Consider the following 12,711-nt stretch of genomic DNA (forward strand, 5'->3'; position numbering starts at 1 on the left):
TTAAGTTTATGGATTTAATCGATATTGATACTACTGCAGTCGAATAACAAGGTCTATAGGGTTACAAGTTTTGTTACAAATGCAGAGTCGAAGCTCCCGCTTCGACTCTGCTAGAAAGACGGAGACTACGTCGAGGGAGATAACCTTCTCGATGTCAGGTTCTCGGTTATGGCCAGGGAAGGCCTGTTTGCAGAAAATGCAGGAGCAATTTTCTGTGACAGACTATCGTCGGTTATGGTCATGGATGACCGGTATGCCGAAAATGCATGGATGCCGGCATGGACGCTGGTATGTCGGAAATGTCTGGAACATATTTCCGATTCAATTTTCGGTGACAACGAAGAGCCTTCACCCGAAGTAACTCTTTGAGTTACGTACCCGGAGCCAATGCTTTTGATTGGCGTACCCGGAATAAAACCTTTGGTTTTATATACCCGCTCCCCTAAAACAAATTACTAGTTGCTACGCGCAATCTTTGATTGCATGCCAGGAACGATTTTAATCGTGTGCCAGGAGCGATAGCGTGCTAGGAATGTAATGTGCTCGCAGCTGAAAGCTAAAGGCCGTTCGCCATCCGAGGCCAGAAACCTGAATCCTGAACCCCGTTAATCAGTAGCAACTTGTTGCTACTGATTAACATAACCATTCGTTATCAGATAGTCGACGATTTGCTCTGCACATGCACGAATATCCTGCTCAGCAGTTTTTACGTGAATTTCCGGTTGATGAGGGATGTCATAACCAGAGTCAATCCCGGTGAAGTCCTGGATCTCACCGGCCCGGGCTTTTTTATAAAGACCTTTGGGATCCCGTTGCTCACATATTTCAATCGGTGTATCAATAAAGATTTCGATAAATTCACCATCGTCGAGCAGGTTCCTGGCCATATCGCGATCCGATTGAAACGGTGAGATAAACGCCGTAGAGACAATCAAACCAGCATCTACAAACAACTTCGAAACCTGACTGATGCGACGAATATTTTCAATCCGGTCTTCATCGCTAAAACCTAAATCGCCGTTCAGTCCATGGCGGACGTTATCACCATCAAGGAGATACGTATGGCATTTACGCTCAAATAATAAATCATCAACCGCATTCGCCACGGTTGATTTACCTGAACCACTGAGTCCTGTGTACCATAGCAAACAGGGACGTTGTTTTTTTAATCTGGCACGGTCCGCCTTAGTCACTAGATGCGGATGCCATACGGTGTTTTCAGTTTGCATAACGTTCCAGGGAACAGCGATAAGCTCTAAGCTATAATATAAACGACAAGCTTGGCTGGCTATTTCGCTATTCCCTACTCCTTAAAATTTAGTTTTGTGTTAATTTAGTTCCAGGGGAACAGCTTCAAGATGTAAGTTTTGCTCGCTATTCCCAAGGCCAATATGTTGATTCTATCAGGGTTGGCAATCATTGGTCGTTTCTGTCAGCCGGCTATTGATTCTTTTTCCGTACCTGCAACGTTACTTTGCCATTATCATCTTCGAAACGACGATAGTTTTTCAACCAACTCAAGAGCCAAATAAAACAGTCACCTGGCAATTTACCACTTACCGCTTACCGCTTCTTCAGAACGGAAACACCTGCGGAATCATAAATAACACCACGGTAATATAGGTTAATGATACAGGGATGCCGGCTTTTACAAAATCTACTAATCGATAATTACCGGCGTTAAACACCATAACATTGGTTTGATAACCATAAGGACTGATAAAACTGCCACTGGCGCCAAACGCGACCGCCATAATAAATGGTACCGGGTTTACGCCAAGACCGATGGCGATGTTATAAGCGATCGGGAAGATTAACGCCGCTGCGGCATTGTTGGTAATCAACTCCGTCATCAGCAGGGTGATAATAAACACCGCTGCAAATGCGAAGATGGCACTTTGCCCGGATAGAAAGTTATGAACATGCAGGGCGATTACCTGTGACAGGCCAGTAGACTCAAGCGCCGTCGCCAGTGTCAGGGCACTCACTACAATGACCCAGATTTCCAATGGAAAGCGGCGTTTTATTTCATTGATGCTTAGTGACTTGGTTGCAAACAGTGCTGCCATATAAAAGATAAGGCACTTCAGCAACGGGACTTCAAATATCACCGAGATGGAAATCGAACCAAGGAAACCAAACAAGGTTAGTTTATCGCGCCAACCGGTTAACATATTATCCGGTTTAACACCGGTTATTATATAAAAATTCTTACTCAGGTTGGTTCGGGTAATAAAGTCCTTACCTACGGCAAGCACCAGAAAATCGCCGGATTGAATAACCAAATCGCCCAATTTACCAGACAATGTGGCCCCTTCACGGCGAATAGCAACAACTGCCGCATCAAATCGCGCCCGGAAGCCTGCCTGTTTCAGCGTCATACCGATGATGGCACTGCCTGGTTTAATCAATACCTGCGTCAGGTTATCCCGCAACAACCCGTCCTGTTCGGCGAATAGCTTTAACCCATCAAATTGCTGCAGCACGAATACCTTTGATATATCGCCGGTAAAAATTAACTTATCACCTGGTCGCAGAAACTCTTCTGGTGTTACCGGAGAAATCATATGACCATGACGAATGATCTCCACTAAAAACAAGGAGTCAATATTACGCAGGCCATTCTCTTCAATTGACCTGCCAATTAATTTTGAATCCTCCATCACTTCCGCTTCAACGAAATAGTGTTTTTCACTCCTGGTTGTTGATTCGGTGAATGGTAAGGTTTTAAGGCGGATAAATAACACCGACAGGCAGGCGATTAAAGCTGTAAGTCCAATCAGGGTAAAGTCGAAAAATTTTAACCCAGGTAAGCCCTGGTCAATCAGCATGGAATTTACAATAAGGTTGGTCGAGGTTCCAACCAAGGTTAAGGTGCCGCCCAGTATGGCGGCGTATGAGACAGGTAGCAGCAGTTTCCCTGGGTTGATAAATTTATTGTTTTTGATTGGCGATATTAATGTCGCCACCACAGCCGTATTATTTAAAATGGCGGACGCGAGCGCCGTGCCAATCAAGGTTCTAAAATAGGATTTCAGCTTTTTTCTGGATATCATCCGATTCGCCAGAATGCGCAGGAAGCTGGTTCTTTCCAGGGCAAATGAACAGGTGATCAATAAAATCAGAGTGATCAATCCAGGGTTAACGGCATTAGTGAATATTTGCTTGGTACTGACAAATGAAAAGCTTAAACAAACCAATGTCGAGGCGGCAAAGACACGCTCTGGAACGTTTTGGAATTTAATCAATCCTGCAAAGGTAGTGATAAACACACCCACCATAAACCATTGATCGATATTTAGCATGAATCGCCTATGATTTTTGTCAGAACAGGTATTTATGGTTGACAATCATAGCAACACAAAGTTCTAACTTATTGTAATTATTCGTTTAAGATAACTGAAGGAATTGAGAGTCGCAAGTACTACTAATCCAACCACTGTGGCGCAGCGCAGCACGACATGAGTACTGGATAAGCCGGTCATGGATAACCGGCTTATCAAGGTATCACTAAATGGATTTACAATCCCACTCGGGGAAGGTTGCCCGAATAAACGCATTCAAGTCTTTTTCAGACTGTGAGTATTCTCGCGCCTGCGGCTTATCGTCATCCGCAACCGTAGTCTCACTAATCATACCGGCACCAACGGTAATATTGGTCAATCGATCAATAATCACAAAAGAGCCAGTGCCTTTAACTTTTACGTATTCATCGATGACAACCGGGTTATTAGTCTGAACGACGCAAGACGCAATTTCATTTAACTGCATCTCACTTTCTTCAGTGTGCTCCAGCGTGTTGACATCGATACGATAGTCAATTTTTTGCACCCGGCCATACGTATTTTTGGTACCAATTTTAAATTCATACTCTTTACCCGGCTGCATTGCCGCATCGTTCATCCAAACGATGGTTGCGCGAAATTTATCGGAAGACGTGGATAGCTTGTTTGACTTTACTAGCACATCACCACGCGAAACATCGATTTCATCATTCAGGGTAATGGTCACCGCCTGACCAACAGAAGCCGATTGTAAATCACCATCGGCGGTAACGATGCTTTTAACCGAGGAAGTTTTACCCGAAGGCATTGCCGTGATCACATCACCGACATGAATAATGCCACCTGCAATGGTGCCGCAAAAACCACGAAAATCAAGATTTGGACGGGTCACATACTGAACCGGGAACCGAAAGTCATCGGTATTATTATCCGTATCTACTTTCACCGTATCGAGTAATGCCATCAAAGTCGCGCCTGGGTACCATTCCATCGGCTCGGACTTATTAACCACGTTGTCACCTTTCAAGGCTGATATTGGCACAAAGCGAATATCGGGAATATCCAGCTGTTCGGAAAACGATTTATAATCTTCCTTAATCTTGCGATAAATATCCTGAGAATAATCGACAAGATCCATCTTATTAACGGCGACGATAATGTGCTTAATGCCTAACAACGAACATATGTAACTATGACGTTTGGTTTGTGTTTGTACCCCATAACGGGCATCTATAATCACAATTGCCAGGTCACAATTGGATGCCCCGGTTGCCATATTGCGTGTATATTGTTCGTGGCCGGGGCAGTCGGCGATGATAAACTTGCGCTTTTCCGTTGCAAAATAACGATAGGCGACGTCAATAGTGATGCCTTGCTCGCGTTCAGATTGCAACCCGTCTACTAACAATGCCAGGTCAAACTCCTGATCTGTGGTATTAAATTTCTTAGAATCCGATTTTATTGCCGCCATATGATCTTCAAAGATCAGTTTTGAATCGTGCAACAATCGGCCAATCAACGTCGATTTACCATCATCGACATTACCGCAGGTCAAAAAGCGCAACATATCCTTGTTTTCATGCACTTTAAGATATTCTTCAATATCCGTTTCTAATAAAGTTTGTTCATTCATCGCATTCATAAATAAGTCGTTAGACGTTGTAAAAGCTGTAAACTGTAAGGCTGTAAGCCGTAAGCTGTAGGGCTGTAAGGAAAAAGCACTTTATCGCCTTATAGCTCTATAGCTTTATAGCTTTATGGCCTTGCTTTGCCGTTTTACTTTTCGTCCTGTTGCTCCGTTATTTTAATCCGTAACCCATTTAACATGGAATTGTTGTAACTCGTGTCAGTCTGCCACCGATAAAACTGAATTTTGCAGCTGTACGGCTTTAAGGCTATAAAGCTTTAGGGCTTTAGGGCCGTAAAATAAAAACCTCTTTATCGCCTTACAGCTTTACAACCTTATAGCTTTCAAGGTTATTTTTAATCAGGATTAAAAATAACCTTCCATTTTCTTTTTCTCCATTGAGCCAGAAGAGTCATGGTCGATCACCCGCCCCTGACGCTCAGACGTTTTCGTCAATAGCATTTCCTGAATCACATCCGGCAACGTAACCGCTTCAGATTCCACCGCACCTGTTAACGGGTAACACCCCAAGGTACGGAATCGAACCATTTTCATCTTAGGAGTCTCACCTTTGTGAAGCGGCATGCGATCGTCATCAACCATGATCAAGGTTCCATCTCGCTCAACCACAGGTCGCTCTGCTGATAAATATAAAGGCACAATTTCAATATTTTCCAGATAGATATATTGCCAGATATCCAGCTCTGTCCAGTTCGATAAAGGGAATACGCGAATACTCTCGCCCTTATTCACTTTACCGTTATAGGTATTCCATAATTCCGGACGCTGGCTTTTGGGATCCCAGCGATGGTTTTTATCGCGGAACGAATAAACGCGCTCTTTTGCCCGGGATTTTTCTTCATCGCGACGGGCACCGCCAAATGCCGCATCAAACTGATGCTTATCAAGGGCCTGTTTTAATGCCTGGGTTTTCATAATGTCCGTATACTTAGCGCTACCATAATCAAATGGATTAACGTTCGCTGCCCTTCCCTCTTCATTGGTATAGGTAATCAGATCCATACCGTACTTTTGAGCGATTCGATCACGAAATTCAATCATTTCCCTGAACTTCCAGGTCGTATCAATATGCATTAAAGGGAACGGGGGTTTCGCCGGGTAAAAGGCTTTCATGGCTAAATGCAGCATAACTGCTGAGTCTTTACCGATCGAATACAACATAACCGGGTTATCAAACTCTGCCGCGACTTCGCGAATGATGTGGATAGATTCAGCTTCCAACTGCTTTAAATGTGTTAAGTTCATGATAGACCGACATTATTATTTGAGACTACGAATGAAGAACAATGATTATTCCATATTTTAGTGACATCTACGACCAGAATGGTGTAATCGCTCTACACGATTGTTTTATAACTTATAGCTTAAAATACGGTGATTATCTAAGTTTGTGAATTAAATTAATATTTGCTGATTCCTGGCAATTGCGGCGGCCTTTATACCTTTCATCCCTCCCGGTATTGTCGTGCGGTGTACTTATGTCCATGAAAGCATACCCTTACCGCATCCTGCTAACAGGGCATACATACATCCATGTAATAACCCTTTCCGCAAATAGAATATTTGCTCCCGGCATATTCGATATACCTACTTCCGTGTAGGCAGCTCATCGAAAATTGAATCAATTGCCAGTTCCATACACAATTGATATACCGCCATCCGTGGCGGCATCCATGCATTTTCGACATACACGCCGTCCATGACGATAACAGGGCATACATACATCCAAAAACATATGTATCATCCCTCCCTGTGATGCAGTGTACTTATGTCCCTATAAGCATACCCCTTCCGCAAATCGAATATTTGCTCCCGCATATTCGATATACCTACTTCCGTGTAGGCAGCTAACAGGGCATACATACATCCAAAAACACATGCATCATGCCTCCCTGTGATGCAGTGTACTTATGTCCCTATAAGCAAAAACCAGCCCGAAGGCTGGTTTTAAAAGACGATGTAAAAACAGTTAAATATTAAATTTTAACTTTCTTACGCTCGGCTGTGTCTTTGATGTACTGTGCCCAACTGCGAGCTGCACGGCGAGACTTAGGATCTTCCTGTGCTTTTTGAATCGCAGCATATGCTTCTTTATACTTCTCTTGGTAGAAGTACGCTTCAGCAATCGTCATGTAAACAGAGCCTTTGTTATCGATATCTAAATCGATAGCTTTTTGCAATGCCTGAGTCGCGGCAGTGTATTGCTGCGATTGTTGCAACAACATGCCCTGACGGCGGTAATGCTTGGCTTCGTTCGACAATTTAGCGGTATCACCAAAGTATTTAGCGGCAGTTTTGATTTCCTGAGCAGCGTGGAAAGAGTTAGCCATCGAGAACAGGTTTTCACTGGTACGTGGAATTAACCCGTTATCAATATACTTCTCTAACAACTTAGCAGCTTTGTACGGAACATTGTTATTGGCATATAAGTTTGCCAACATTTTGATTTCCGACTCTTTTTCCAGGTAACCCTGCTTGTATGCAAGATCAAGCGTGTAAAGTGCACGATTATAATCTTCAACCAGGGTGTAGAACATACCTAACTGTGTCCACCAGGTTTTGTTTTCTGGGAACAACTGCAATACTTCTTCAAGAACCTTGACCGACTCTGGATACTTTTTACGCTCGTAATAAGATGTCAATTTCAAGATATATGGATTCTGGTTAGGCTCTTCGTACAAAGCAATAGCCTTGTCCGCTGGGCCAATCATTTTATCCAGCTCTTTCAGCTCGTAATGAGCCTGAGCAATCTTGACGTAAGTGTTGGCATCTTCTTCACCGGTATATTTCATCCAGGCGTCGTAGTTGCCTAACGCTTCACGATACATCTTCTGTTGGATCTGCAAATCAGCCAATAACTTGATTGAGTCTGCATGCTCCTTTTCATTTAGAACATCGCCTTTGGTGGCCTTTTCAAGATACTCAATCGCTTTAGCGCTATTGGCATCACCACCTTTAGTCGCGTACATGTTGGCAATAAAGCGGTCCACGTAAGCACGGTCATATTCTTTCGAGGCATCAATATCAAGCAAAATTTCTAAGGCTTCATCAATGCGGTCTTCTGAATAGGCTTCAAAAGCTTTCTGAACTTTTTTACCTACTGACGGACCAACGATCTTGGTCTTTTTCTTCTGCTTTTCCTGTTGCTCTGCAGCAGCAACTTGCGTTGCTACCGGCAGGGTTGCAGTTGCAACAAAAGCAACAAGCAAAGATGAACCAATGATTTGTTTAAGCATTATTGAGCACCTCCGTCTTGACCCATTTTGAAGTCAAGCTGAACAGTCATGCCTGGTTGCTTGAGTGGCTTACCATCAACAATCTTCGGCTTGTATTTCCACTTACGAAGCGCACGCTTGGCTTCTTTGTCGAAAATACGCTTAGGTTCAGCAGCGATAACCTCAACATCTTCAACTCCACCAACTTCATTGATGGTAAAGCTTAGCTGTACCCAGCCCTCTTTACCGTCGCGAGCAGCCTGGATCGGATATTTAGGTTCGATCCGGACGATTGGAGTTGCTTCACCATCACGACCGAAACCAGCACCTGGAGCATCCATCCCGGCAGATGCACCGGATAACTCGACACCTGGAACATTGAACGACAGACCACTGTTGTTATTGCTCGTGTCAGGTTCCGGAGCCTGTGGTTTAGGCGGAACTTTGGGCGGCGGTGGCGGTGGTGGTGGCACACGTTTGCGCTCCTGAACATTTGACTTAGGTGGCGTCGACACAATGTCGATGATCACTTGATCCTGATCACCTGCATTACGCTTTGCACCACCTGAGATCAAGTATGCCATGAAGACAAACAGACCAAAGGTTACAGCCACGCCCAATAGTATTGATACTAAAAAGCGAACCATAATTAAGCACCTGTTGCTGCAGCAATGGAAATCTTATCGATTCCTGCATCCTTAATTGCATCCATAACCTTAACAACAACACCATGACGGGCGCCTTTGTCAGCCTGGATGATTACAATATCAGTTGGTTGTTCAGCAAGTAGTTTTTCGATGTTTGCAGAAACACGCTCTACATCAACTACACGCTTGTCCATCCAAATTTCACCATTCTCACGAATTGCAATAAAGATGTTCGCGGATGGTTTCTTACTTGCATTAGCCGCTTTTGGCTTCTGCACATCAATACCAGCTTCTTTCACGAAAGAAGTAGTAACAATGAAGAATATAAGCATGATAAACACGATGTCTAGCATCGGAGTCATATCGATTGCAGCTTCTTCTTCTTCACGAATACGTTTACGTGCCATTAGAAAATCTCTCTAGTGATGAGGCAAGCTATCAACAAGCTTGGCCTTGGCCATTTTAACTTTAGCATCCAGTCGGGAGCTGAAAAATACTCCGGAAAGGGCTGCAACCATACCAGCCATCGTTGGAATTGTTGCCATTGAGATACCTGCCGCCATCAGGCGCGGGTTACCTGTACCCTGTACAGCCATAATCTCAAATACTGCAATCATACCAGTTACGGTACCCAACAGACCGATAAGTGGACACATAGCAACCAAGGTTTTAATGGTTATCATACGTGCGTCTAATATCTCTGCCGCTTCAGAAATCCATGCATCTCTAATTCGATGTGCATACCAGGATGTCGTATCAGTACGTGCGTCCCAACGAGCGATAATATCGCGCTTCATTTTTGGGTAGACCGAAGTCAAAAACCAGTACTTTTCGATCATCAAGATCCACATTAAGAAGAGTGCCAAGGCGACGAAGTATAATACGAAGCCGCCTGTCGCAATAAATTCCCTGACAGATTCCCAAAGTTCTATCAGGTATAACATTATTGTTTCTCCTTCTCGGCGATAGAAGCAACGATACCCGCGCTTTGCTCGTCAAGGACATGGAAAATAGTCTTAGCACGACCAGCAACAATGCTGTGTACAAGAATTAGAGGCAATGCAGCAATCAGACCCATAGCAGTCGTTACAAGTGCCATTGAGATGTCGCCAGCCATGATTTTCGGGTCACCAGTACCGTAAAGTGTGATTGACTGGAACGTACCAATCATACCAACAACTGTACCTAGTAGACCTAACAGAGGAGCGATAGCCGCGAAAATCTTGATGATGTTGATACCACGTTCAACCTTTGGAGTTTCACGTAAGATGGCTTCATCAAGTTTCAATTCAAGAGATTCAGCATCGATGTCTTTGTTCTCTTGGTAAACCGTCAACATACGACCCAGAGGGTTGTTGCTGTTCGGCTGAGACGTATTCTTAAGCTGAGACTTGATCTTCGCACCTACAGAACCTAAGAAAATCAGACGTTCGATAGCAATTAAGAAACCTAAAATCAGAACCGCTGTGATTACATAACCAACGGTACCACCCTGGTGATAACGCTCTTCCCAAGTCGCTTTTTGAGTTTCAAGCTTAAGGATTTGACCTTTTGAAGGGTCAATGAAAAGAGGCGCATAACCTGAAGTGGTTTCCATGAAAGGAGCAACAGAACCAACCGCTGTGTCAGGTTGCTTACCTAATGGTTGGATTTGCTTTTGCTCATCGTTGTAATCAAGGTAGCCTTGATCGGATAACAGGTTGAATGAACCAACACGGGTAACCGTTTGAGTCGCCTGGCCACCGTCTAGCATAGTAACTTCAGCGTCAAACGTTGAAACTTTGCCAGATTCAGTCATTTCAGTTTGTAAAGCAAACCATAATTCTTCTAGTTCAGAAAGAACCGGAATTTCTTTAGCATTGGCTAATTTGTCCAGAACTTCTTCGCGACCTGGGTATTCAGCGCTAACGATAGACGTTGCGATACGGCCGTAGGCGTTACCAGAAGCACGACGCACAACACCAAACATCTCACCTAAGTCACCTTTAGCTGCTTCCAGCTCGGCTTCTTTAGTTGTCAGCATGGTCTCGTTGTCAGCAAATTGCTTAGTCAGGCGAGCGTTACGATCTTGTTCACGCTTTAACTCAGCTTTAGCTTTGTTTAATAACGCCTGCTTGTCAGAACGTGCTGAAAGGAATTCCTGTTCACGTTTTTGATCAAGTTTAGCTTCAGAAACACGGTCAGCTTTAACTTGCTTTAACAAATCATCAAGAGTGTTGGCAGATGCTACAGAAATACCTGCAGTTAATGCTAAGGTTGCAGTGATTACTGCGCTTTTAATAATCTTTTTCATTATTCACCAGCCCCCGCTGCATATACTGGTAATTTAACTAGATCAGGAGCAGTTTGTTTACGCGCCATACGAATTGCTTTAGTGATAGGGCTCAGGTATTCATCTTCCAGAGCTTTCCATTCACGAGAACTGTGTTCCCAGATCCAGGCATTTTTCAAGTCAAGAGATTGAGCAACCAATACGGTACGACCCATGTGAACGAAATCTACAGTAATGTTCTTACCTTCGAATTCCAGATCGCCCTGGTAAGCAGAGAACATTGAACCGTAGTCAGTTTCAATTTCGTAAGCTTCCAATACCAGACGGAATTGCTCAGCAACAGAAATACCCTGGCGGCTCATTACGTCCTTCAGACGCTCTAAACGCTCAGTACGGTCTTTCAGGTTTACAGGGATGTCTAATGCGATGAACTCTTCTAGAGAGTCGATCATCTTATACATTAGAGGAACAACACCTTTTTTGGTTTCCTGGATAGTACCGATTTGACGCTCTAGTGAATCGATACCAGCTTGCTGATCGTTTACCAGACGTTGTACGTGGTCATTGTAAACTTTCAGGTTCTCAGTTTCGTCAACGACAGTACGGTACTCAGCCAGTAGCTCTTGAGTTTGCTCGTAGATGCTGTTGATTTTCTCTTGAGACTTAGCTGAAGCTTTAACGATCGTAGCTTCGCCATTTTGAAGTTCGTTGAGGCTGGCAGCGGAAGCAAAATTGCTACCTGCCAAAGCCAGTGCGCCAACAATCGACGACGCGATTAGGCTTTTCTTGCTTATTTTGGACATAGTTCCCAACCAATTGCTATTTAACTTTATCACTACCAAATACTTGGCGGTGCTGAATTTACTAAATTCAGTGCTCAGTTGTTTTAAAAATAGAAACACAATCTTGTTAACCTCATTGCAACAAAATGCAGCAACCAAGTTGTCAAAATTGTTATTTCTACTCTGATTTTTTAAAAATACAGCTCTATATAAGACAATAGCCTGACGTCAAAGTCAAACATTTTACTGAACTCGCAAGAACTGTTTAAAAATTAAGCTTTAATAGCGTTTTTTTTAATAAAAACTGCCAATAAATGCACGATTATTCATATTGACTAACATCTTTGTACTAAGATGCTCGTATTAAGTCAAATATTAATCACCTGTTTGTATCTTAAAAAGACATCATAAACAAGATTTCAGACCTGCCAGTCACCGTCAAAAACCCGGACAATCAGTTAACTTCCAATTTACAAAGTGGCACTGAAGCCATCGAACAGAATCCAATGAATTGTCGTCGGAAACAGCCAAATTCTAGCGGCGACCCAGGTTAAACCATGAACCTCCGTTCAAACGATACCGATATTGTTGAAATGTTACTTGAATACAACGATCAGATACCGCTATCTCCTGCTCGTTTCGCACCACTTTGGAATAATCAGCAAACACATCTACCCAAAGTTTCGTACCTGTTGTTAAGTCTAGCATGTTCCTCTGAGATCGAAGGAAGAAGTAAAGTGAATTTCAATAAATTCTGTGGCGGTTGTAGATAGGACTTACTCTAAAGGAGTGACTGCTTTTAAACTGAATAGTTTTTAAATGAGTAATCAAAAACTTGTTCATTCACCGTCATAGCACAGAAG

Annotated in this window: 11 protein-coding genes; 1 reads left to right on the forward strand and 10 read right to left on the reverse strand. The window is 43.3% G+C overall.

Annotation, left to right across the window (positions count from 1 at the left end):
* The first annotated feature begins 168 nt into the window (after nucleotides 1-168).
* Nucleotides 169-369: a hypothetical protein gene (locus E8M12_RS11025; RefSeq protein ID WP_136736197.1), complete on the forward strand. Its 201-nt coding sequence runs from the start codon at nucleotides 169-171 to the stop codon at nucleotides 367-369.
* Nucleotides 370-626: 257 nt separating this feature from the next.
* On the opposite strand, the gene cysC is transcribed toward E8M12_RS11025, so the two are convergent.
* The 10 genes from cysC to E8M12_RS11075 all read right to left on the reverse strand — a co-directional run bounded on the left by cysC (nucleotide 627) and on the right by E8M12_RS11075 (nucleotide 11,860).
* Complete coding sequence (gene cysC, locus E8M12_RS11030; protein ID WP_136736198.1) at nucleotides 627-1,229, reverse strand: adenylyl-sulfate kinase; 603 nt, start codon at nucleotides 1,227-1,229, stop codon at nucleotides 627-629.
* Between the two features lie 345 nt (nucleotides 1,230-1,574).
* On the reverse strand, nucleotides 1,575-3,305 hold the full coding sequence (locus tag E8M12_RS11035; RefSeq protein WP_136736199.1) for an SLC13 family permease: 1,731 nt from the start codon (nucleotides 3,303-3,305) through the stop codon (nucleotides 1,575-1,577).
* 205 nt (nucleotides 3,306-3,510) lie between these two features.
* Nucleotides 3,511-4,917, reverse strand: a complete 1,407-nt coding sequence (cysN, locus tag E8M12_RS11040; protein WP_136736200.1) for a sulfate adenylyltransferase subunit CysN — start codon at nucleotides 4,915-4,917, stop codon at nucleotides 3,511-3,513.
* Nucleotides 4,918-5,277: 360 nt separating this feature from the next.
* Complete coding sequence (gene cysD / locus E8M12_RS11045; RefSeq protein WP_136736201.1) at nucleotides 5,278-6,177, reverse strand: sulfate adenylyltransferase subunit CysD; 900 nt, start codon at nucleotides 6,175-6,177, stop codon at nucleotides 5,278-5,280.
* Nucleotides 6,178-6,908: 731 nt separating this feature from the next.
* On the reverse strand, nucleotides 6,909-8,168 hold the full coding sequence (locus E8M12_RS11050) for a tetratricopeptide repeat protein (RefSeq protein WP_136736202.1): 1,260 nt from the start codon (nucleotides 8,166-8,168) through the stop codon (nucleotides 6,909-6,911).
* Nucleotides 8,168-8,794, reverse strand: coding sequence for an energy transducer TonB (locus E8M12_RS11055; RefSeq protein ID WP_136736203.1), 627 nt, complete (start codon nucleotides 8,792-8,794; stop codon nucleotides 8,168-8,170). Before E8M12_RS11055 ends, E8M12_RS11050 begins: the two co-directional genes overlap by 1 nt.
* A gap of 2 nt (nucleotides 8,795-8,796) precedes the next feature.
* Nucleotides 8,797-9,201 (reverse strand): ExbD/TolR family protein, encoded by a 405-nt coding sequence (locus E8M12_RS11060; protein WP_136736204.1) that lies wholly within the window; start codon nucleotides 9,199-9,201, stop codon nucleotides 8,797-8,799.
* 12 nt (nucleotides 9,202-9,213) lie between these two features.
* Complete coding sequence (locus tag E8M12_RS11065; RefSeq protein WP_136736205.1) at nucleotides 9,214-9,738, reverse strand: MotA/TolQ/ExbB proton channel family protein; 525 nt, start codon at nucleotides 9,736-9,738, stop codon at nucleotides 9,214-9,216.
* Nucleotides 9,738-11,087 carry a MotA/TolQ/ExbB proton channel family protein gene (locus E8M12_RS11070; protein WP_136736206.1) on the reverse strand — a complete coding sequence of 450 codons (1,350 nt, stop codon included), beginning with the start codon at nucleotides 11,085-11,087 and terminating at the stop codon, nucleotides 9,738-9,740. The genes E8M12_RS11065 and E8M12_RS11070 overlap by 1 nt, the downstream gene beginning before the upstream one ends.
* The gene (locus tag E8M12_RS11075) at nucleotides 11,087-11,860 is read right to left on the reverse strand and encodes a DUF3450 domain-containing protein (protein WP_306416222.1); all 774 of its coding nucleotides are present in this window, start codon (nucleotides 11,858-11,860) and stop codon (nucleotides 11,087-11,089) included. The genes E8M12_RS11070 and E8M12_RS11075 overlap by 1 nt, the downstream gene beginning before the upstream one ends.
* Nucleotides 11,861-12,711 lie beyond the last annotated feature (851 nt).

Source organism: Thalassotalea mangrovi (assembly GCF_005116735.1).
GTDB lineage: Bacteria > Pseudomonadota > Gammaproteobacteria > Enterobacterales > Alteromonadaceae > Thalassotalea_A > Thalassotalea_A mangrovi.

Coding starts and splice junctions, on each gene's coding strand:
- E8M12_RS11025 (WP_136736197.1), top strand. CDS start 169: ATGGCCAGGGAAGGCCTGTTTGCAGAAAATGCAGGAGCAATTTTCTGT.
- E8M12_RS11055 (WP_136736203.1), bottom strand. CDS start 8,794: ATGGTTCGCTTTTTAGTATCAATACTATTGGGCGTGGCTGTAACCTTT.
- cysC (WP_136736198.1), bottom strand. CDS start 1,229: ATGCAAACTGAAAACACCGTATGGCATCCGCATCTAGTGACTAAGGCG.
- cysN (WP_136736200.1), bottom strand. CDS start 4,917: ATGAATGAACAAACTTTATTAGAAACGGATATTGAAGAATATCTTAAA.
- E8M12_RS11035 (WP_136736199.1), bottom strand. CDS start 3,305: ATGCTAAATATCGATCAATGGTTTATGGTGGGTGTGTTTATCACTACC.
- E8M12_RS11050 (WP_136736202.1), bottom strand. CDS start 8,168: ATGCTTAAACAAATCATTGGTTCATCTTTGCTTGTTGCTTTTGTTGCA.
- E8M12_RS11065 (WP_136736205.1), bottom strand. CDS start 9,738: ATGTTATACCTGATAGAACTTTGGGAATCTGTCAGGGAATTTATTGCG.
- E8M12_RS11060 (WP_136736204.1), bottom strand. CDS start 9,201: ATGGCACGTAAACGTATTCGTGAAGAAGAAGAAGCTGCAATCGATATG.
- E8M12_RS11070 (WP_136736206.1), bottom strand. CDS start 11,087: ATGAAAAAGATTATTAAAAGCGCAGTAATCACTGCAACCTTAGCATTA.
- cysD (WP_136736201.1), bottom strand. CDS start 6,177: ATGAACTTAACACATTTAAAGCAGTTGGAAGCTGAATCTATCCACATC.